Annotated in this window: 21 protein-coding genes and 1 riboswitch; of the genes, 10 read left to right on the forward strand and 11 right to left on the reverse strand. The window is 70.7% G+C overall.

Annotated elements, in window-relative coordinates; all coding sequences use genetic code 11:
- Nucleotides 1–12: 12 nt before the first annotated feature.
- Entirely contained in the window at nt 13–675 is a 663-nt protein-coding gene (locus tag CEB94_RS18150; protein ID WP_175433239.1) for an HD domain-containing protein, read from the forward strand.
- 34 nt (nt 676–709) lie between these two features.
- Entirely contained in the window at nt 710–1,765 is a 1,056-nt protein-coding gene (locus tag CEB94_RS18155; protein ID WP_175437052.1) for a GNAT family N-acetyltransferase, read from the forward strand.
- On the opposite strand, the gene CEB94_RS18160 is transcribed toward CEB94_RS18155, so the two are convergent.
- Together CEB94_RS18160 and CEB94_RS18165 are read right to left on the reverse strand one after the other, a co-directional pair.
- Nucleotides 1,735–2,022, reverse strand: a complete 288-nt coding sequence (locus CEB94_RS18160) for a DUF4031 domain-containing protein (RefSeq protein WP_175433240.1) — start codon at nt 2,020–2,022, stop codon at nt 1,735–1,737. The genes CEB94_RS18155 and CEB94_RS18160 overlap by 31 nt on opposite strands.
- A 7-nt stretch (nt 2,023–2,029) precedes the next feature.
- Nucleotides 2,030–2,410, reverse strand: coding sequence for a hypothetical protein (locus tag CEB94_RS18165; RefSeq protein ID WP_175433241.1), 381 nt, complete (start codon nt 2,408–2,410; stop codon nt 2,030–2,032).
- Nucleotides 2,411–2,465: 55 nt separating this feature from the next.
- Between CEB94_RS18165 and CEB94_RS18170 the strand changes: the two genes are divergently transcribed.
- Together CEB94_RS18170 and murQ are read left to right on the forward strand one after the other, a co-directional pair.
- Nucleotides 2,466–3,401, forward strand: a complete 936-nt coding sequence (locus CEB94_RS18170; RefSeq protein WP_175433242.1) for a MurR/RpiR family transcriptional regulator — start codon at nt 2,466–2,468, stop codon at nt 3,399–3,401.
- Between the two features lie 46 nt (nt 3,402–3,447).
- Nucleotides 3,448–4,380, forward strand: coding sequence for an N-acetylmuramic acid 6-phosphate etherase (murQ, locus tag CEB94_RS18175; RefSeq protein ID WP_175433243.1), 933 nt, complete (start codon nt 3,448–3,450; stop codon nt 4,378–4,380).
- 1 nt (nt 4,381) lies between these two features.
- On the opposite strand, the gene CEB94_RS18180 is transcribed toward murQ, so the two are convergent.
- The 3 genes from CEB94_RS18180 to CEB94_RS18190 all read right to left on the reverse strand — a co-directional run bounded on the left by CEB94_RS18180 (nt 4,382) and on the right by CEB94_RS18190 (nt 7,510).
- Nucleotides 4,382–5,026 (reverse strand): hypothetical protein, encoded by a 645-nt coding sequence (locus CEB94_RS18180; RefSeq protein WP_175433244.1) that lies wholly within the window; start codon nt 5,024–5,026, stop codon nt 4,382–4,384.
- A 72-nt stretch (nt 5,027–5,098) separates the two neighbouring features.
- Nucleotides 5,099–7,129 (reverse strand): hypothetical protein, encoded by a 2,031-nt coding sequence (locus CEB94_RS18185; protein ID WP_175433245.1) that lies wholly within the window; start codon nt 7,127–7,129, stop codon nt 5,099–5,101.
- A 135-nt stretch (nt 7,130–7,264) separates the two neighbouring features.
- Nucleotides 7,265–7,510 carry a hypothetical protein gene (locus CEB94_RS18190; protein WP_175433246.1) on the reverse strand — a complete coding sequence of 82 codons (246 nt, stop codon included), beginning with the start codon at nt 7,508–7,510 and terminating at the stop codon, nt 7,265–7,267.
- Nucleotides 7,511–7,623: 113 nt separating this feature from the next.
- Between CEB94_RS18190 and CEB94_RS18195 the strand changes: the two genes are divergently transcribed.
- From CEB94_RS18195 to CEB94_RS18210, 4 genes are all read left to right on the forward strand, one after another.
- Nucleotides 7,624–8,463, forward strand: coding sequence for a helix-turn-helix domain-containing protein (locus CEB94_RS18195; RefSeq protein WP_175433247.1), 840 nt, complete (start codon nt 7,624–7,626; stop codon nt 8,461–8,463).
- Nucleotides 8,447–8,659: a DUF397 domain-containing protein gene (locus CEB94_RS18200; protein ID WP_175433248.1), complete on the forward strand. Its 213-nt coding sequence runs from the start codon at nt 8,447–8,449 to the stop codon at nt 8,657–8,659. The genes CEB94_RS18195 and CEB94_RS18200 overlap by 17 nt, the downstream gene beginning before the upstream one ends.
- A gap of 251 nt (nt 8,660–8,910) precedes the next feature.
- The gene (locus CEB94_RS18205) at nt 8,911–9,714 is read left to right on the forward strand and encodes a hypothetical protein (RefSeq protein ID WP_175433249.1); all 804 of its coding nucleotides are present in this window, start codon (nt 8,911–8,913) and stop codon (nt 9,712–9,714) included.
- A 13-nt stretch (nt 9,715–9,727) separates the two neighbouring features.
- The gene (locus CEB94_RS18210; protein ID WP_175433250.1) at nt 9,728–10,297 is read left to right on the forward strand and encodes a hypothetical protein; all 570 of its coding nucleotides are present in this window, start codon (nt 9,728–9,730) and stop codon (nt 10,295–10,297) included.
- A 10-nt stretch (nt 10,298–10,307) separates the two neighbouring features.
- On the opposite strand, the gene CEB94_RS18215 is transcribed toward CEB94_RS18210, so the two are convergent.
- The 6 genes from CEB94_RS18215 to thrC all read right to left on the reverse strand — a co-directional run bounded on the left by CEB94_RS18215 (nt 10,308) and on the right by thrC (nt 17,638).
- Nucleotides 10,308–11,864, reverse strand: coding sequence for a carboxylesterase/lipase family protein (locus CEB94_RS18215; protein ID WP_175433251.1), 1,557 nt, complete (start codon nt 11,862–11,864; stop codon nt 10,308–10,310).
- 89 nt (nt 11,865–11,953) lie between these two features.
- The gene (locus CEB94_RS18220; RefSeq protein WP_175433252.1) at nt 11,954–13,081 is read right to left on the reverse strand and encodes an NADH:flavin oxidoreductase; all 1,128 of its coding nucleotides are present in this window, start codon (nt 13,079–13,081) and stop codon (nt 11,954–11,956) included.
- A 212-nt stretch (nt 13,082–13,293) separates the two neighbouring features.
- Nucleotides 13,294–14,916 (reverse strand): chaperonin GroEL, encoded by a 1,623-nt coding sequence (groL, locus tag CEB94_RS18225; protein ID WP_175433253.1) that lies wholly within the window; start codon nt 14,914–14,916, stop codon nt 13,294–13,296.
- A gap of 392 nt (nt 14,917–15,308) precedes the next feature.
- Nucleotides 15,309–15,512 (reverse strand): cold-shock protein, encoded by a 204-nt coding sequence (locus CEB94_RS18230; RefSeq protein WP_003949956.1) that lies wholly within the window; start codon nt 15,510–15,512, stop codon nt 15,309–15,311.
- Between the two features lie 446 nt (nt 15,513–15,958).
- Nucleotides 15,959–16,234 carry a MoaD/ThiS family protein gene (locus CEB94_RS18235; RefSeq protein ID WP_175433254.1) on the reverse strand — a complete coding sequence of 92 codons (276 nt, stop codon included), beginning with the start codon at nt 16,232–16,234 and terminating at the stop codon, nt 15,959–15,961.
- A gap of 117 nt (nt 16,235–16,351) precedes the next feature.
- Nucleotides 16,352–17,638, reverse strand: coding sequence for a threonine synthase (thrC, locus tag CEB94_RS18240; RefSeq protein ID WP_175433255.1), 1,287 nt, complete (start codon nt 17,636–17,638; stop codon nt 16,352–16,354).
- A gap of 15 nt (nt 17,639–17,653) precedes the next feature.
- A riboswitch (SAM riboswitch) is annotated at nt 17,654–17,809 on the reverse strand.
- A 180-nt stretch (nt 17,810–17,989) separates the two neighbouring features.
- Here thrC and CEB94_RS18245 point away from each other — a divergent pair.
- Complete coding sequence (locus CEB94_RS18245; protein ID WP_175437053.1) at nt 17,990–18,961, forward strand: glucosyl-3-phosphoglycerate synthase; 972 nt, start codon at nt 17,990–17,992, stop codon at nt 18,959–18,961.
- 73 nt (nt 18,962–19,034) lie between these two features.
- On the forward strand, nt 19,035–20,492 hold the full coding sequence (locus CEB94_RS18250) for an alpha,alpha-trehalose-phosphate synthase (UDP-forming) (protein WP_175433256.1): 1,458 nt from the start codon (nt 19,035–19,037) through the stop codon (nt 20,490–20,492).
- The last annotated feature ends 3 nt before the right edge of the window (nt 20,493–20,495 follow it).

A 20,495-nucleotide genomic window follows, 5' to 3' on the forward strand; every position in this document is an offset into this window, starting at 1 on the left:
GAGAATGCCCCCATGGCCGATCTCGACTCCCTGCGCATCCGCTTCGCCCGCGCCCTGGAGGCGGCCCGGGGCCCGGCCGCCGGTCCGGACCCGGCGCCGTACGCCGACCGTCTCCTCAGCCGCTGGCAGGAGCCCCAGCGCCGCTACCACACGGTCGCGCACCTCACGGCGGTCCTCGACCGGGTCGACGAACTGGAGCGGTTCGCGCGGGACCCGGACGTGGTCCGGCTGGCCGCGTGGTTCCACGACGCGGTCTACCTGCCCGACCGCTCCGAGAACGAGGAGCGCTCGGCGCGCCTGGCCGAGCGCGCCCTCGCCGAAGCCGGTCTCCCCGAGGCGAAGACCGCCGAAGTGGCCCGCCTGGTCCTCCTCACCGTCACCCACGACCCCGCCGACGACGACCCCGACGGCCAGGTCCTGTGCGACGCCGACCTCGCGATCCTCGCCTCGCCCCCGTCGGCGTACGCCGCGTACACCACGGCCGTCCGCGAGGAGTACCACTTCGTCCCGAACGACGCCTTCCGCGAGGGCCGCGCCGCGATCCTGCGCCAACTCCTGGACCTGCCGAGGTTGTTCAGGACGCCGCATGGCGCGAAGGAATGGGAGGCGACTGCCCGCTACAACCTCACCGCCGAGCTGGAAATGCTGTCGCTCCCACCCCACGACGCCTCGTAGCCTGCCCACCATGTGGACAACGGGAGCGGAACAGGTGGAGCAGGCCGTCGCCGAGTGCGTGGGCCTGTTGGGGGCGGTCGCCGACCGGGACTGGGAAGGGGTGCGGGCCGGGCGGCTGGAGTGGGACTGCCGGCAGACGGCGGTGCACATCGCCGAGGATCTCATCGCGTACGCGGGGCAGCTGGCGGGGCGGGAACAGGAGGCGTACTCGCCGTTCGAGCTCTCGCTGGAGGAGGGGACCGACAACGCGGGTGCGGTGCGGGTGATCGGCGCGATGGGCGCCCTGCTCGCCGCCGCCGTCCGCACCACCCCGCGTGAGGTACGGGCCTTCCATCCGTACCCGTTCCGCAGCGCGAACCGTGAGGGGTTCGCCGCGATGGGTGTGGCCGAGGTGCTGCTGCACACGCACGACATGGCCGAGGGGCTGGGCCTGTCGTACGAACCGGCGCCGGAGCTGTGCGACTTCGTGCTCACCCGGATCTTCCCGCACGTCCAGCCGGGCCCCACCCCGTGGCCGACCCTGCTGTGGGCCACCGGCCGCGCCGAACCGGCCGGCCGCGCCCCGGTGACCGAGTGGCGCTGGAGCAACAATCTGGTGATCGGGACCGAGCGGCTCACCCTGCAGGGCGTCACCCCTGCGGTGGCCACCGATCTGTCCACGGTCGGCGACGGCGGCTTCGAGTGGATCGAGGGCGGCCCGATGGAGGGCACCCGGGTCGGCGCCGGACTGGTGTACAAGCAGTACGAGGACGGGGTCCACCGGCCGGAATGGGGCATGTACGTGCTGGTCGGGCGCGAGGACGGCCGGGCGCTCGGCGCCATGGGCTTCCACGGTGTCCCGGACGAGGCGGGGCGGGTCGAGATCGGCTACGACCTGGTCGAGGGGGCCCGAGGGCACGGCTACGCCACCGAGGCACTGCGCGCGCTGTCGTCCTGGGCGCTGGGCCGGGACGAGGTGCGGACGGTGGTCGCGAACGTCGAGCGGGACAACGTGCCCTCACAGAAGGTGCTCGCGCGGGCCGGGTTCACCCAGGTCGCCGAGGACGCCGAGCACCTGACCTACGAGCTGCGCGAATCCCGCGACGGATAGCGCCCCTTGGGCCGCCGCAGCCCCGCCCCGTGCAGCAGCCGCACCACCTCGCGGCTGCTGACCTCCACGGCGCCGGCGGCCACCGCGTCGGCGTACCGCTGGTCGGGGATGTCGTAGTGGTCACGCTCGAAGGCCCGGCGGGGGACGCCGAGGCGGGCGGCGAAGGTGTGCAGTTCGTCGTAGGAGAGGTCGCTGACGAGGTGGGACCACAGGCGGCCGTGGCCGGGCCAGGTCGGCGGGTCGATGTAGATCGTCACGCGGACCTCACGAGGACGCCCCGCCGATGGCCTCGCTCAGCGATCCCACCGCGGCGACCTTCACGCCCGCCTCGCTGCACACCCAGTGCGGGTCGGGCCCCAACTCCGGTTCGACGTCGAGGGCGTGCGGCTCGCCGGTGCCACACACCGGGCACAGCGGCCAGCGCCCGTACCGCTCCAGCAGGGCGTCCTGGACGTCCTGCGCGACCAGACCGGCCACGTACCGCGCGCCCTCGGGCCACTGCTCGACCCACCATCGCCGCTGCGTGACGGAGTCCTCGACCAGGGACACGACGTCCGCCTCGGCGACGCGTCCCGCGACGAGGTCGGCCAGCACAAGGGCGCGCGCGGCGTGCAGCGCCTGCTCCAGGGGGCTGATGGGTTCCATGCACCCATTGTGCGCACTCTTGACCCCGGCGCCGCGCCGAAAATATCTTTCAATCGTGACCCGAGACGTGAAGGAAATTTTCGCCGGCGAACGCGGCGGGCCCTCGGGGGCGGGCTGCACCCCGCCCGCCCCCGCCGCCCTCGCGGCCAAGGTCCGCACGCTGGGCCCGTCGATGACGCGTTCCATGCAGCGCGTCGCCGAGGCCGTCGCGGGCGACCCGGCCGGCTGCGCGGCCCTCACGGTCACCGGCCTCGCCGAACTCACCGGCACCAGCGAGGCGACCGTCGTACGCACCGCCCGCCTGCTGGGCTATCCGGGCTACCGGGACCTGCGCCTGGCCCTCGCCGGCCTGGCCGCGCAGCAGCAGTCGGGCCGCGCCCCGGCCATCACGACGGACATCGCGGTGGACGACCCGATCGCCGACGTGGTCGCCAAGCTCGCCTACGACGAGCAGCAGACCCTCGCCGACACCGCCGCCGGGCTCGACACCGTCCAACTGGGCGCGGCCGTCACCGCGCTGACCACGGCCCGCCGCACCGACGTGTACGGCGTCGGGGCGTCCGGCCTGGTCGCCCAGGACCTCACACAGAAGCTGCTGCGCATAGGGCTGATGGCGCACGCCCACAGCGACCCGCACCTCGCCGTCACCAACGCCGTGCAACTGCGCGCGGGCGACGTCGCGATCGCCATCACGCACTCCGGGTCGACGGGGGACGTCATCGAGCCGCTGCGGGCCGCCTTCGAGCGTGGGGCCACGACGGTGGCGATCACCGGCCGCCCGAACGGCCCGGTCACGCAGTACGCCGACCACGTCCTCACCACGTCCACCGCACGCGAGAGCGAGCTGCGTCCGGCGGCGATGTCGTCCCGGACCGGTCAGCTTCTCGTGGTGGACTGCCTGTTCGTGGGGGTGGCGCAGCGGACGTACGAGAAGGCGGCGCCGGCGCTGTCGGCTTCGTACGAGGCGCTGGCCCACCGGCATCGTTCCTGAGGCCGCCGCCCCGCCCAGCACCGGAAAGACACGGAAAGAGCCGTCCATGACCTCCACCTCCCGCCCCCGTGATGTCAGGACCGAGTTGGAGTCCCTGACCACCGAGGCCTTCCGGCCGGAACTCGCGGACATCGACACCCTGCCGACCCTCGACATCGCCCGGCTGATGAACGGCGAGGACGCGACGGTGGCGGGGGCGGTCGCGGCCCGGCTGCCGCAGATCGCCGCCGCGATCGACGCCGTCGCGGAGCGGATGGCCCGGGGCGGCCGCCTGGTCTACGCGGGCGCGGGCACGGCGGGCCGGCTGGGTGTCCTGGACGCCTCCGAGTGCCCGCCCACGTTCAACACCGACCCTTCCCGGGTCGTCGGCCTGATCGCGGGCGGCCGGGACGCCGTGGTCACCTCGGTGGAGGGCGCCGAGGACTCCCGGGAACTGGCCCGGGCGGACCTGGAGTCCCTCGCCCTCACCCCCGGCGACACGGTCGTCGGCATCTCCGCCTCCGGCCGCACCCCGTACGCCATCGGCGCGGTCGAACACGCCCGTGCCCGCCGCTCCCTCACCATCGGGCTCGCCTGCAACCCCGGCAGCCCGCTCGCGGCCGCCGCCGACCACGGCATCGAGATCGTGGTGGGCCCCGAACTGCTCACCGGCTCGACCCGTCTGAAGGCCGGCACCGCGCAGAAGCTCGTCCTCAACATGCTCTCGACGATCACGATGATCCGGCTGGGCAAGACCTACGGAAACCTGATGGTCGATGTCCGCGCGTCGAACGACAAGCTCCGCGCCCGCTCCCACCGCATCGTCGCCCTCGCCACCGGCGCCCCCGACGAGGACATCGAACGCGCCCTGACGGCCACCGACGGCGAGGTGAAGAACGCGATCCTGACCCTCCTGGCCGACGTCGACGGCCCGACGGCGGCCCGCCTGCTGGAGGAGTCCGACGGGCATCTGCGGGCGGCCCTGGCGACGGCCGGCTGACTCACCGGCCCCGGCGGCGCTGACCGGCGTAGAAGGTGCCGCCGGCGACGAGCACCGTCAGTCCGGCGGTGATCGCGAGGGTGATCTCCGTGGTGTTCCGCTGGTCGGGGCCGTCGGGCAGCCTGGGATCGAGCAGCCCGAGCGGGTCCTTCCGGATCTCGACGCGGTCGCCGGGCCCGGCCTGCCCGAAGCAGTTCTCCTGCTGCGACACCTCGTACGTCCTGCGGTCCCCGCCGAGTTCCCGGACCGTGCAGAACATGTCCGGCCCGCGCCGCCGGTCCCGGTCGGCCACCTGGGTCACCACGGCGTCGACGGGCTCTCCGACGGTCCTCATGTACCCCTCGTACACGGCGGGTCCGGCGAACAGCATCAGCGCGAACCCGCCGAAGGAGACGAGCGTCGCCGCCCCCGCCCGGTGCCAGGAGCCCCCGATGACGCAGGCGGCGACCGCGATGACCGCCAGGACGACGACCACCCCGAGCCAGGTCATCCACTGCCCGATCGCGGAACCGAGCAGCAGCAGGGCGGGCACCAGCACGGCCCACAGCACCGAACCGACCGCCTTGCGCCCGCCGGACAGGCCCGGCCGCGAGCTGTCCGTCCCACCCGTGCCGCCGGCCGCCACAACCGTCCCGGACGCGCCCATGTCCCGCGTTCCCCCTGCCAGTCGCCCGTTCGAGTGCGCCCGCCACGATATACAACGCGCGCCGTCCCCCGGTCAGCCGGTGAGCTGGACGACCACCTCCTGCTCATCCGCGTGCCGCTCCTCCTGCTCGGCCGCGGCCTTGCAGGCCAGGACGTTGACCGCCGCGTTGAACCGCTCCATCGAGGTGGGACGGTCCGGGCCCAGGACGTACTCCTTCAGAACCCGGCGCTCGGGCGCCATGGGGTCGTGCCCCGGCTCGCGGACCGCGTCGAGGATCTCCGGCAGACGGGTGCAGTCCCGGTCGAGGAGGTAGGCGCCCCCGGCCGTCGTGTAGGCGGCCCGGAAGGCGTCGTCGGACAGGCCGTTCGCGTTGGTCAGGACGTACGGCTTGAGACTCGCCACGAAGTCCGCGACCACGGACGACACATCGCTGATCAGGATGTCGGCTTGGTCGAAGCACTCGTACAGCGTGGGCAGTTGCTTGACGATCACCTGGTGGAGGACCGGACCCCGGCTCTCCCGGAAGAGCCGGTGCCACTCGGCACGCAGCTCGTGCCACTCGGCCTCCCCGTCCAGACCGGCCGGGCGGGCCTCGCGGGTCTGCTGGGCGTCGTCGCCGCCGAGCCGCCCGGACAGTTCGCCGAGCCGCGCCTGGATCTCCGCGAGCCGCGGGCGAGCAGTGGCGATCGCGGCCTCGGCTTCCTGGCCGCCACGCCGCTCGTTGTCGGCACGCAGCAGCTCCCGGATGGCCCGGTCCGCCTCGGCCGCCTCACGGGAGCGCTTGCCGGTGAGGGGATGCGGCTTGTAGAGGACCCGGACGTTCTCGGCGAGCAGCTTCTCGACCAGCGGCACGCCCATCGGGATCAGGGACGTGTGGCAGTCGTCGTCGCTCCAGCCCTCCCAGGTGGGCGCGTACAGCACGGTCGGCAGCGGCCCCGGCACATGGTCGGCGTGCAGCCGGATCGACGACAGCTGCGGGCGGCCCACCTCGACGATCGCCGAGTCGCTGATGGCGTGCCGCACCCGCTGGTAGCGGTCGCGCCCGGCCCGCCCGGCCACCCAGATCTCGTCGTACACCTTGCTCACCCGGTTGCTGCTGGCGAGCTTGTCGCTGTCACCGTGCCCGATGAAGACGTGCTTGGACTCGGCGACGCGCAGCATGTGCACGTTCTTGCCCGCGTTGCCCGGGTAGAGCACGACCCGCAGCTCGGGCAGCTCCAGCTGCGCCACGTCGTCGGCCTTCGGTATGCACACGACAGGGATCGACGTACGGCTGAGGTAGCGGAACGACGCCCGCTCCCTCAGGATGATCAACGGCCGCCGGTCGAGCTGCTCCAGCGTCTCGATCCACATGTTGACCTGGTACATGAAGTCCCGGGACACGGCCGCGAAACTGAAGTACAGCGCCACCTCCGGCCGGTACCCGGCGAGTTGCCGGTTGAGCTCGGCGATCACCTCGTCGCCCGACGGCATCCGGCGGGCCCGGCGCAACTGCCCGAGCAGCGCCACCACGGCCGCGACCGCGAACCCGGCGGTGAGGGCGAAGCCGATGCCCGCGGGCTGCCACGCCCCGGCCGCGAGCGCGGCGAGCAGCCCGGCATGGGCCGGCAGGTCCAGGTGCAGCAGCTTGCGCAGGAAACGCCGGTAGAGGAGAGCGGGCGGCGACTGCGGGATGCCCGCCCCGCTCATGTCGAGGTTGCGCACGACGACCGGCAGCGTGCGCCGCCGCCGGATGGCGTGATGCACCGCCGTATAGAGGATCACCACGGTGAAGTGGGCGCTGAACACGGCCAGCGCGGCCACCAGCACCGCGTCGGACGCGTCCATCCGGTCGGCCAGCGCGAGCAGCATCACCGTCCGCACGGCGAACCGCATCGTCCGGGTCAGCTGCAACGCGGCCAGCCGCCGCACGAAGGCGGGAGCGCGGGTGTGCAGCACCTCGTCCACGACGTACGTCACGGCCGAGGCGGCCACGAAACCCCACAGTGACGGGAGCAGCGCGAAGACGGGCAGGGCGGCGAAACCGGCGGCGAAGAGAAACACAAGCAAAAGGTCGGTCTTCCCGCGCACACGCAGGACACCGCACAGCCAACGGAACGTCATGAAGAGACTTTCTCTGGGAAAGGACGTGTCTTCCGGGGCGGCGTGCGGTGGGGCGTACGCCGGTGTGTACGCGCGATACGCCTGTTCGACGGCAGGGGTGGACGAATGGTTGTACACCCATCGGCCACCAGTACTTCACCGTGACTTCGGCTCCCGGTTCACCTGCCGTACGCGGGCCCGCAGCGTCTCCCGCACGGGCAGCGAGCGCAGTACGTCGGTGAGATGCTCGGCCGTCCGTACGTTGCACCGCCCCAGATCGACCAGGGCGAACGGCTCGTCACTCGCGCCGGTCACCGGATCGACGCCCAGCGACGGCAGCACGACCCCGACTCCCGCGAGGGCGTTCCGCAGCGACTCCACGATCTCTTCGGTCGAGCGCACCTTTTCAACCTCCACGCTGAGTTTGTGATTCACCACACAGCGTGGCCGACACGTCTCTAACCTGGCCACATACGGCAGCCCAACAACCCGATGTGTACGACAGGGAGTTGCCCATGCCCGGATCCCGGGACCTCGACCCGTCCTCCTCCCCGCGAGCCCTCCTGGGCGCCGAACTCCGCCACGCCCGCGAGAAGGCCGGCCTGAGCCAGGAGGACCTGGGCCAACGGCTGTTCGTGAGCGGGTCGTTCATCGGTCAGCTGGAGGCGGGGACACGGCGGATGCAGGTTGAGTACGCACGGCTGCTGGACGAGGTGCTGGGGACGGAGGACTTCTTCCAGCGGAACTGCGGGGCGGCGGCGAAGTCGAAGTATCCAGAGCACTTTGCGGAGGCGGCGGAGGCGGAGGCCCGGGCTACGGCCATCAGGGAGTTCGCGTCGATGCTGATCCCCGGCCTGCTCCAGACCCCGGCCTACGCCCGGGCGGTGTGCCGCGCGTATCAGCCGACGGCACCAGACGAGGAGATCGAGAAGAGGGTGGCCGCCCGAATGGAGCGGACCCATATCCTCGACGATCCAACAAAGCCGTTGTTGTGGGCGGTGATTGACGAGTCTGCGTTGCGTCGGATGACAGGTGGGGCGGCGGTCATGGCAGAGGCCTTGCGACACATCACCGACCTGGCCCGCCGAAGCCGGTCCATCGTGCAGGTGCTGCCGTTCGATGCGGGGGCGCACCCCGCCATGCAAGGGTGCGTCAAGCTGATGGACTTCGACGACGCGCCACCGTTGGCATACCTCGAAGGCGTGGGCACCGGGCGGCTGGATGACGACCCCGCAACCGTCGCGGAGTACCGCTTCTACTACGAGTTTCTCGCGGCCTCCGCACTCTCGCCGAAGAAGTCTCTAGCCCTACTCGAAGGGATGGCCCAGGATTACGACCATGAGGAACACGCCTGAGTACGACCTGAGCACGGCCAGCTGGTACAAGTCCAGCTACAGCGGCGGGAGCGGTGACAACTGCCTGGAAGTCACCCAGGCATTCCCCACGGTCGTCCCCGTCCGCGACTCCAAGACCCCCGACGGCCCGAAGCTCGTGTTCCGGGCCGGAGCCTGGGCCGCGTTCGTCGCAAACCTCAAGGACGAGACGGCCTGAGCTTCGGGACCCGGGCTTCGAGCCCTCTTTTCAAGGAATGGGTGGAGGGCCTCAACCCGCCCTCCCACCCGATGTGTTGACGCGACGCTTCCGGCTTGCCACGGACAGTCACGAACCTCTAACGTTCCCTGCACCAAGCAACAGCCCCCGCCAGGTGCGCCAACACCTGCGGGGGCTTACCAACGAGATCGAGAGCAATCGATCCCATGGATGAAGCCAACTTTAGTGCTGCCTCCCCGTCCACGCATCCCATGGCGAGCCCGGGCTACGGCAAGCGCTCCACCCCCGACCAACTCCCCCGTACAAACCAAGACTTCGCACAGCTCCCACCCCGCGAAGCCGCCATCGCCGCCTACCTCGACCGGCTCCCCGACGGCGCGGACATCTCCGTAAAGACGCTGGCCAAGCAGCTCCCCTACGGACAGTGCGCCCTCGGCACCGCCCTCAACCGCATCCAGCAAGCGGGCCACCTGCGCCGAGGCCGGGAGTGTGTGACGGCCGACGACGGCAGCTCCCGCTGGATCACCCGATCGTGGTTCTCGCGTACCGCCCGGGACGATGACTGGTGGGCCGCCTTCACCCGCGGCGACGTACCGCAGCAGGCAGCGCGCCCCACCCGCTCCCGGGCGCACATCCTCCTCGCCGCACTCGGCCGCACGGCCTCCGCCCTGTCCCTCTCCGAGGCAGACTGCGCGACGCTCGCCCCACTCGTTGCGGACTGGTTCGCACGGGGCGCCTCGGAGGACGACGTACTGCGAGCGCTCACAGCCGGCCTTCCGACGCCCGTCCACCATGCCGCAGCCCTGGTCCGCACCCGCCTGACCAGCAAACTTCCACCCCAGCCCGCCCCGCGCCCGCCCCTACGGGTCCTGGAGTGCGCGAACTGCGGCGCTCCGGGGCGTCCGGAAACCCTGCCAGGGGGCCGATGCAGCGCCTGCCGGGGCGAACGTGCCCCCGCACAACCCCCTGCACCCCTGTCCGCCCCCACGGTCCACGACCGCGCGGCCGGGATCCGCGCGGCGATGTCCCGACGACGCCACGATTGCGCCGACTGACGACAATGGACCCATGAACCACGCCCAGCTCACCGCCCTAGGCCGTGCCCTCCGACTTCTCGGTGAGCACGGGGAAGCCCTCAGCTCCGACACTCCCGACGCCAAGCTGCACGAGGTCAAGGCCGACCTGAAGCGCGCCTTGGACCTGCTCGACGAGAGCGTCTCGGGCGCCGCGCCCACCACCCGCTGCCACGAGCACCCGAACGGCCCGGTCGACGAGGCCGCCCCGGACCTGTGCCTGCTGTGCGAGACCCGGCGCAGAGCGGCCCGCCGGAACGAGTTCAACGGCCCTCCCCCCCAGCACCAGCCCGCCGAACCCGCGCCGTCCCGCTACGGCGTGCGCGGCGACCGTCCCCAGCCCCAGCAGCGCTGGCTGGCGGAGCTGTGGAACGGCCAGGCCTGGCAGCTGTGCGGCACCCCGCGCCGGGACCGCCGCGAGGCGGAGCTGTTCATCGCGGCCCAGCGCAAGGCTCCCCGGGCCGCCATGGCGTACCGGCTGGTGCACGAGTTCACCGACTACGAGGTGCTGCGGGTGTGGGGGACGCCGGTGAAGGTGGACATCGAGCCCATGGGCAACCTTTAGCGGACCGAGCTCACAGCAGCGGCAGGGGCAGGAACTCGTGCCCCTCCCACAGCCGCCGCGACCGCTCCTCCGGGTACGCCGTGACCACCGGCTCCGCGTCCAGCACCCGCACCAGCCGCTCCGCGTCGTCGTACGCGGGCCAGCCCGGGTCGCCCGTCCTCGCGAAGGACGTCCAGGAGGAACGGAAACTCGACGACAGTGAAAGCGCCTCGGCGGACGGCTCCGCACCCGCGAACAGCAAAAGCCCCAGGTCCGCCCCGTACGTGCCGAACAGCAGCGGGATGTCCAGGCCGTGGCAGGCGCCGAGCGCGCCGCCGTTGCCCGGCGCCGGAAAGGTCAGTTCGTAGACGTGCGCGCTGCCGCCGCCCGCGCGCTGGGCCTCGGCCAGGTGCAGGGAGGGCATGTTGAACAGCCAGTCCGTCTGGACGCGTTCGTAGAGCTCGCTCGGGGAGGCGTCGGGGAAGGCCGCGCGGTAGGCCTGTTCGCCGTCGGGGCCGGGGGCGAACAGGCGCAGAGCCGAGGCCGCCCGCTCGTCGGTGATCTGGCCGAGTTGGCCCGCCATGGCGACGAAGAGGCGGTACTCGTCGCGGTTGTGGCCGACGAGGAGGTCGACGTCCCTGGCCGAACCGGACCTCAGCGCCTGCCAGGGGGTCGTCGCCAGGACCTCCCCGTCGACCACCGGGGAGAAGGGCGTGACCGTGGGCGCCGCCTGGCCCCAGCGGTCGACGCGCTGAAGCATCTTGGCGCTCAGCGTCTCACCCGCCGACGTCAGCCGGTGCGGATCGATCGTGGAGAGGTCGGCGACCGTCGGGCGCAGACCCACCTCGGCGGCCAGAGCGAGGCCGATGTCCCGGGCCAGTGCGTCGGAGAAGAACGTCCCCGGCACGCTCTGCGCGATCGCCCGCCGGAACAGACCGGCGGCGCGAGGCATGGAGAGCAGCGAGGCGACCGAACCGGCGCCGGCCGATTCACCGAAGACCGTGACCTGGCCGGGGTCGCCGCCGAAGGACTCGATGTTGTCCCGCACCCATTCCAGGGCGGCCACCTGGTCGAGCAGGCCGCGGTTGGCGGGAGCTCCCTCGATGAACGCGAAACCCTCCATGCCCACGCGGTAGTTGAGGGACACAACCACCACCTCGCCGTCGGCGGCGATGTGCCGGGCGTCGTAGCCGGGGCTGCCGGAGTGGCCGAGCTTGTAGGCACCGCCGTAGATCCACACCATCACCGGGCGCCGGGCGGCCGGGTCGGTCTCGGGGGTCCAGACGTTGACCGTGAGCCACTCGTCGCCGTCGGGCCCGCCGAGCAGGCCCGGGCCGCCCAGGTTGCCGAGGTCCTGCGGGGGCGGCGGGCCGAAGGCGCAGGCGTCCCGTATGCCGTCCCAGGCGGGGGCGGGGCGCGGGGCCATGAAGCGTGCCTCGCCCACCGGGGGTGCGGCGAACGGGATGCCGCGGAAGACCGCGAGCCCCGCCTCCCTCCGGCCCCGGACGGCACCGGCGGTTGTGCGCACCACCGGTGCGGGCTGCTCGGACGGGCCGCCCGCCGAGGGACGGGACTCGGTCGACGTCATCTGGATCTCCTCACGACATGCCGGTGAACAGGCGCTCAGTCAGTGTCCTTGACTGACGCAAGCAGATCCAGAGGCGCAGGAGGCAGGGGTCAGCTGAGGGTCTTCAGCGACACGGGGTTGTACGGCGCGAGGTCCTCAAGGCGGCCGTCGAGCACCTTGCGGGCCCAGTCGGGGTCCTGGAGCAGGGCGCGGCCGACGGCGACCATCTCGAACTCGTCGCGCTCGAAGCGGTCGAGGAGGTTGTCGAGGTCGCCGACCTCGGCGCCGTGGCCCTGGAAGGACTTGAGGAAGTCCCCTCCGTTCAGGCCGACCGAGCCGACGGTGATGGTGGGCTTGCCGGTGAGCTTCTTGGTCCAGCCGGCCAGGTTGAGGTCGGAGTCGTCGAACTCCGGGACCCAGTAGCGGCGGGTGGAGGCGTGGAAGGCGTCGACGCCGGCGGCGGCGAGCGGGGTCAGGATGGCCTCCAGCTCCTCCGGGGTCTCGGCGAGGCGGGCGTCGTAGGCCTCCTGCTTCCACTGGGAGTAGCGGAAGATGACGGGGAAGTCGGCGGAGACGGTCTCGCGGACGGCCGCGACGATCTCCTCCGAGAGCTTGGCGCGGGCGACCCGGTCGCCGCCGTAGGCGTCGGTGCGGCGGTTGGTGCCCTCCCAGAGGAACTGGTCGAGCAGGTAGCCGTGGGCGCCGTGCAGTTCGACACCGTCGAAGCCGATGCGCTCGGCGGCGGCCGCGGCCTCGGCGAACGCGCCGATGACGGCGTCGATGTCGGCCTGGGTCATGGCCTTGCCGGTGGGCTCGGTCGCGCCGATGCGCAGGCCGGAGGGGCCGACGGCCGGGGCGTCGGCGACGGGCGGCTCGCCCTGGTTGCGGACCATGCCGATGTGCCACAGCTGCGGCACGATCGTGCCGCCCGCGGCGTGCACCGCCTCGGCGACCTTCGCCCAGCCCGCGAGCTGCTCCTCCCCGTGGAACCGCGGCACACGGTCGCTCTGCCCGGCCGAGTCGTGGCCGACGTAGGTGCCCTCGGTGACGATCAGGCCGACTCCGGCGGCGGCGCGGCGCGCGTAGTACGAGACGACGTCCTCGCCGGGCACACCGCCCGGGGAGAACATGCGGGTCATCGGCGCCATCGCGATCCGGTTCGGAACGGTCAGGCCGCCCAGCGTTACGGGCCGGGACAGGATTTCGGCGGCGCGGGAAGCGGAGGCGGCGAGAGTCACGTGGGGGCTCACTTTCGGATACCGGAAGGTATGTGCATACGCATAGGACGGACCCAACCTTCAACCATCCGGCCCCGCCCGGGCCATCCCACCCCGGCTGTGATCCCGGCCACGCGCCCCGGGCACCCGCCCCGGACACGCCCGAGGGCGGTACCTCCTGCCGAACAGGAGGTACCGCCCTCGGTTAGGACGTTGATCAACCCTCGGGTCGATCAGAAGTCCATGTCACCGCCCGGCATGCCGCCGCCGGCGGGCGCGGCGGCCTTCTCCGGCTTGTCGGCGATGACGGCCTCGGTGGTGAGGAACAGCGCGGCGATGGAGGCGGCGTTCTGCAGCGCGGAACGGGTCACCTTCGCCGGGTCGATGATGCCTTCGGCGATCATGTCGACGTACTCACCGGTCGCGGCGTTCAGGCCGTGGCCGACGGGCAGGTTGCGCACCTTCTCGACGATGACGCCACCCTCGAGACCACCGTTGACGGCGATCTGCTTGAGCGGGGCCTCCAGCGCGAGCTTCACGGCGTTGGCACCGGTCGCCTCGTCACCTTCGAGGTCCAGCTTCTCGAAGACCGTGGAGGCCTGGAGCAGGGCCACGCCGCCACCGGCGACGATGCCCTCCTCGACGGCCGCCTTGGCGTTGCGCACGGCGTCCTCGATGCGGTGCTTGCGCTCCTTGAGCTCCACCTCGGTGGCGGCACCGGCCTTGATGACCGCGACACCGCCGGCGAGCTTCGCCAGGCGCTCCTGCAGCTTCTCGCGGTCGTAGTCCGAGTCGCTGTTCTCGATCTCGGCGCGGATCTGGTTGACCCGGCCCGCGACCTGGTCGGCGGAGCCGGCACCGTCGACGATGGTGGTCTCGTCCTTGGTGATGACGACCTTGCGGGCCTTGCCCAGGAGGTCGATCGTGGCGTTCTCCAGCTTGAGGCCGACCTCCTCGGAGATCACCTCGCCGCCGGTGAGGATGCCGATGTCCTGCAGCATCGCCTTGCGGCGGTCGCCGAAGCCCGGAGCCTTGACGGCGACGGACTTGAAGGTGCCGCGGATCTTGTTGACGACCAGGGTCGACAGGGCCTCGCCCTCGACGTCCTCGGCGATGATCAGCAGCGGCTTGCCCGACTGCATGACCTTCTCCAGGAGCGGGAGCAGGTCCTTGACGTTGGAGATCTTGGAGTTCGCGATCAGGATGTACGGGTCGTCGAGGACGGCCTCCATACGCTCCATGTCGGTGGCGAAGTACGCCGAGATGTAGCCCTTGTCGAAGCGCATACCCTCGGTGAGCTCCAGCTCCAGACCGAAGGTCTGGGACTCCTCGACGGTGATGACGCCTTCCTTGCCGACCTTGTCCATGGCCTCGGCGATGAGCTCGCCGATCTGGGTGTCGGCGGCGGAGATGGAGGCCGTGGAGGCGATCTGCTCCTTGGTCTCGACGTCCTTCGCCTGCTCCAGCAGGGCGGCGGAGACGGCCTCGACGGCACGCTCGATACCGCGCTTGAGGGCCATGGGGTTGGCGCCGGCGGCTACGTTGCGCAGGCCTTCCTTGACCAGGGCCTGGGCGAGAACGGTCGCGGTGGTCGTACCGTCACCGGCGACGTCGTCCGTCTTCTTGGCGACTTCCTTGACCAGCTCGGCGCCGATCTTCTCGTACGGGTCCTCGAGCTCGATCTCCTTGGCGATGGAGACACCATCGTTGGTGATCGTGGGCGCGCCCCACTTCTTCTCGAGGACGACGTTGCGGCCCTTGGGGCCGAGCGTCACCTTGACGGCGTCCGCGAGCTGGTTCATGCCGCGCTCGAGGCCGCGCCGCGCCTCCTCGTCGAACGCGATGATCTTGGCCATGTGAAGTGGTCCCTCCAGGACTGGGGGTGATTACTTCGGACCGCGCCCGCGCCCGCGACGGACGGCCCCGACCGGCTGGTTCCTTGCCCCATCCGGTCCGTGGGCCTCACCGACCCGGTCCTTACGTTGTCACTCTCACCTTCAGAGTGCTAACGCAATGATTAGCACTCGACCCCCGAGAGTGCAAGGCGCGCTCGCGTAGCGAGTGCTCGTTGAGGGGTGGTGGTCGGGTGACGGGCGGGCGCAAGCGCCTTCCAGGGATCGGGCGGGGCAGTCAGCCGCCTGCGAACACCGCCCGGCGCGCCGTTCGAACAGGCCGAAGGGCCCGCACCCCGGGGGGTACGGGCCCTTCTGAGAAGACCGGTCGCTTGAGCGTTGGTCGTGGTGCGCGTTCAGGCAGCGACGCGAACCATGTCGGCCTGCGGTCCCTTCTGGCCCTGCGAGATCTCGAACTCGACCCGCTGGCCCTCTTCAAGGGTGCGGTAGCCGTCCATCTGAATCGCGCTGTAGTGGACGAAAACATCCGCACCACCGTCGACCGCGATGAAGCCGTACCCCTTCTCCGCGTTGAACCACTTGACGGTGCCCTGAGCCATGCCTAACTCCCCTATTACTGGCCCTTGCACAGATCCACACTTCGCGGATCCGGGTCAGACCTCACCCCCCACGGTTGGGGGCGTGCGCCGGAACGCGTCGACCGCGGCCGAATGTATCTGTCCAACTGCCCTCTGCAACAGGTCAATCGGACGAGAATTCTGGACGCGCAGGGTCCGGAATGTGGGGAGAATTCGCCTGAATTCGGGTCAAGTCGGGCCACACAAAAAGAACAAAAGCCGCGAAAGACGCGCACACTTTGGCTACATCTTGTCGGGCTCGCGGCAGGAATTCAGGGTTCCGATCAGGGGATCGGGATCGCGTTCCCCAACTGTACCCCGCTCAATCACACAGAATTGCCCCCTCCGCTTCTCTCACGGAGGGGGCAATTCGATGAACTCTCAGTAACGGCCGTTACCGAAGGTAATAATCAAGCCGGTCGACCGGTTCAGCCGCCGGCGACGGCGGGAATGATCGACACACCGGCACCGTCCGGCGTCGCCGTCTCCAGGCCCTGTTCGAACCGCACGTCGTCGTCGTTCACGTACACGTTGACGAACCGGCGCAGCTTGCCCTGGTCGTCGAGCACCCGGGCGGCGATCCCGGTGTGGTTCTTCTCCAGATCGGCGATGACCTCGCCGAGGGTCCCGCCCTCGGCGGACACTTCGGCCTGCCCGCCGGTGTAGGTACGCAGGATGGTGGGGATGCGAACGCTGACGCTCATGACTTCAAAACCTCCGGTTGGGGTAGCGGACCTGCTTTTGGGGGCGCGGGGCTGTGTCGATTTGCGGCTCCGCCGCGTGCGCGCGACCAGCCCCCACCGGCCCGCAGCCGACAACGCTCAGACGAGCCCGGCCTCACGGAACGAATCGAGGTTGGGTCGAATGGTCGCCGTCAGCCCGGTCCCCGCCACCGCGTCCAGCGTCTTGAGACCGTCCCCGGTGTTGAGCACCACCGTCGTCTTCGACGGATCCAGCACCCCGTTCTCGATCAACTTGCGCGTCACACCCACGGTCACACCACCGGCGGTCTCCGCGAAGATGCCCTCGGTCCGGGCGAGCAGCTTGATCGCGTCGACGACCTGCTCGTCGTTCACGTCCTCCACCGCACCACCCGTCCGCCGCGCGATGTCCAGCACGTACGGCCCGTCCGCCGGGTTGCCGATGGCGAGGGACTTGGCGATGGTGTCCGGCTTCTGCGGACGGACGACGTCGTGGCCCGCCTTGTACGCCGTCGACACCGGCGAGCAGCCCTCGGCCTGCGCGCCGAAGATCTTGTAGGGCTTGTCCTCGACCAGACCGAGCTTGATCAGCTCCTGGAGACCCTTGTCGATCTTGGTGAGCTGCGAGCCGGAGGCGATCGGCACCACGATCTGGTCCGGCAGCCGCCAGCCGAGCTGCTCGCAGATCTCGTACGCCAGCGTCTTGGAACCCTCCGCGTAGTACGGCCGGAGGTTGACGTTGACGAAGCCCCAGCCCTCCCCGGCCGGGTCGCCGATCAGCTCGGAGCAGAAGCGGTTCACGTCGTCGTAGTTGCCCTGGATGCCGACGAGCTCGCCGCCGTAGACCGCGGCCATGACGACCTTGCCCTGCTCCAGGTCGTGCGGGATGAACACGCAGGAGCGGAAGCCGGCGCGGGCCGCGGCGGCACCCACCGCACCGGCGAGGTTGCCGGTGGAGGAGCAGGAGAGCGTGGTGAAGCCGAAGGCGCGGGCGGCCTCGATGGCCTGGGCGACGACGCGGTCCTTGAAGGAGTGCGTCGGGTTGCCGGAGTCGTCCTTGACGAACAGCTTGCCGGCGTCGACGCCCAGCTCGCGCGCGAGGTTGTCGGCCTTGACGAGCTTGGTCCAGCCCGGGTTGATGTTCGGCTTGTCCGCCACGTCGGCCGGGACCGGCAGCAGCGGGGCGTAACGCCAGATGTTCGCGGGGCCCGCTTCGATGCGCTTGCGGAGCTCCTCGGCGTCGTAGGACGAGAAGTCGTAGGCGATCTCCAGCGGACCGAAACACTCCTCGCACGCGAAGACCGGGCCGAGGGGGACGCGGTGACCGCACTCGCGGCAGCTCAGCGCCGCGGCGGGACCGAGGTCTACGGTGGAGTCAGTGGTGCTTGCAACAGTCTGCACAGCCATGTGAGGCGAGGCCCTTCCTCATCTTCCTCACGACGCATTTCGCCGCGAGACGGATTTGGCACCTTCCCTAGCCGGGAGCCTCGCGAAGTGGTCGCCAGTGACCTACGAGTACCGACTGGAGGGTTGCCGGGGCTTCAACGGGCCGTTTCCCTCTGCCCCTCTGGATGAGCTGTATGTGGTTGTAGGCGGCGGGTGACCCCGGACATGCGATGGTCATCCGCCTTGTTCAAGACTGTAACCGACGACCAGGACAGTTGAGATAGTCGTCCGAACCGCGAGATGACTGTACCCGTCAGCCGCTACCGCGGCGGGCAGTCCGTCCCGCCCGGAGTACGCAGAGGAGCCGCCACGGTGCTGGAAGAAGTCGAGCGCTGGCTGAGCACCCGTTCCTGGTCCGCGAACGATCGCCCCCTCCACCAGATCCTGGCCGCCAAGCAGCGCACGGGCCAGACGGTCAGCGTCGTGCTGCCCGCGCTCAACGAGGAGGCGACGGTCGGCGACATCGTCGCAGTCATCCGCCACGACCTGATGCGGCAGGTCCCGCTCGTCGACGAACTGGTCGTCGTCGACTCCGGGTCCACCGACCGCACGTCCGAGGTGGCCGCCGCCGCTGGCGCGCGGGTGGTGCACCGGGACGGGATACTCCCGCGCCTGCCCGCCGTGCCCGGCAAGGGCGAGGTGCTGTGGCGCTCGCTGCTCGTCACCCGCGGGGACATCGTCTGCTTCGTCGACGCGGACCTCAGGGACTTCTCGTCCGAATTCGTCTCCGGGATCGTGGGCCCGCTGCTCACCGAGCCGGACGTGGACCTGGTGAAGGCCATGTACGACCGCCCCCTCGGCACTGAGTTCGATTCGCTCGCCTCCGGCAAGACCGCAGCGCAGGGCGGCCGGGTCACCGAGCTGATGGCGCGCCCGCTGCTCAACATGCACTGGCCGCAGCTCGCCGGCTTCGTGCAGCCGCTCGGCGGCGAGTACGCGGCCCGCCGCTCGCTGCTGGAGCAGCTGCCGTTCCCCGTGGGGTACGGCGTGGAGCTGGGCATGCTCGTCGACGCCCTGCACCTGGCGGGCCTGGACGCCCTCGCCCAGGTGGACGTCGGAGTGCGCAAGCACCGGCACCAGGACGGGCAGGCGCTGGGCAGGATGGCCGCCGCGATCTACCGCACGGCTCAGCTGCGGCTGGCCCGGGGGCATCTGATCCGGCCGTCCCTGACACAGTTCGAGCGGGGCGAGGACGGCTTCGAGCCGCGGACGTACTCCGTGGACACCGAGGAACGTCCGCCGATGGTGGAGATCGCCGAGTACCAGACGCGGAAAGCGGCCTGACCGGGGCCGTTTTCGGCCGGGTACGGAAGATCCGTACGTTTGAGCGTTTCCGGGCCGGGCTAGGTTGAGGCTTATGGCTTCAACGTACGGTGCTGCACAGGTGCTGGTGGCCTCCAACCGCGGTCCGGTTTCCTACACGGTGGGCGAGGACGGTTCGCTGGACGCCAAACGGGGCGGTGGCGGGCTGGTCTCCGGCCTCTCCGCGATCGGCTCGGACGGGGACGCGCTGTGGGTGTGCTCGGCGCTGTCCGACGGCGACCGGGAGGCGGTGAGGCGCGGGGTCGGCGAGGACGGCGTGCGGATGCTGGACATTCCGGCCGACGTGCACGCCGACGCGTACAACGGCATCGCGAACTCGGTCCTGTGGTTCGTGCACCACATGCTCTACCAGACCCCACTGGAGCCGGTCTTCGACGCGGAGTTCCGGCGGCAGTGGGCGTCCTACGAGACGTACAACCGGGCGTTCGCCGAGGCGCTGGCCGAGGAGGCGGCGCGGGGTGCGGCGGTGGTGGTGCAGGACTACCACCTGTGCCTGGTGCCGGGGATGCTCCGCGAGCTGCGCCCGGACCTCAGGATCGGCCACTTCTCGCACACGCCGTGGGCGCCGCCGGAGTACTTCGCGATGCTCCCGGACGACATCCGCGCGCAGTTGGTGTGGGGGATGCTGGGCGCGGACCGGCTGGGGTTCCTCACCGGGCGGTGGGCGCAGGCGTTCATGAGCTGCGCCGGGGGCACGGACGGCGAACGGATCTTCCCGTTGTGGCCGAGCGGCGCCCCGAGATCCATCGAGCACACGCCGACCGGGCATCCCCCGCTGCGCACCACGTGGATCGGCGTGCACGGGCTGGGGGCCGACGCGGACTTCCTGCGCAAGCGGGCGCACGAGCCGGACGTCGAGGAGCGGATGGCCGCGCTGCGGCAGGAGATCGGCGAGGGCCGCCGCACCATCGTCCGGGTCGACCGCACCGAGCTGTCCAAGAACATCGTGCGCGGGTTGCTGGCGTACCGGCAGCTGCTGTCGGACCACCCCGAGTGGCGTGGGCGGGTCGTGCACGTCGCCTTCGCGTACCCCTCGCGGCAGGACCTCGCGGTGTACCGGGACTACACGGCCGAGGTGCGGCGGCTCGCGGACGAGATCAACGCCGAGTACGGCACGCCGGGCTGGAAGCCGGTCGTGCTGCACGTCAAGGACGACTTCGCCCGCTCGCTGGCCGCCTACCGGCTGGCCGACGTGGCCCTGGTCAACCCCATCCGGGACGGCATGAACCTCGTCGCCAAGGAGGTCCCGGTCGTCTCCGACGCGGGCTGCGCGCTGGTGCTGTCGCGGGAGGCCGGGGCGCACGCGGAGCTCGGCGAGGACGCGATCACGGTGAACCCCTACGACGTGACGGGCACGGCGGCGGCCCTGCACGAGGCCCTGTCGATGCGCCCGGAGGAACGCGCCGAGCGCAGCAAGCGCCTGGCCGCGGCGGCGACGGCACTGCCGCCTGCACAGTGGTTCGTCGACCAGCTCGATGCGCTGAGGAGCTGAGCA

Origin of the sequence: Streptomyces hawaiiensis (assembly GCF_004803895.1) — a bacterium.
In the GTDB taxonomy this organism is placed as follows: domain Bacteria; phylum Actinomycetota; class Actinomycetes; order Streptomycetales; family Streptomycetaceae; genus Streptomyces; species Streptomyces hawaiiensis.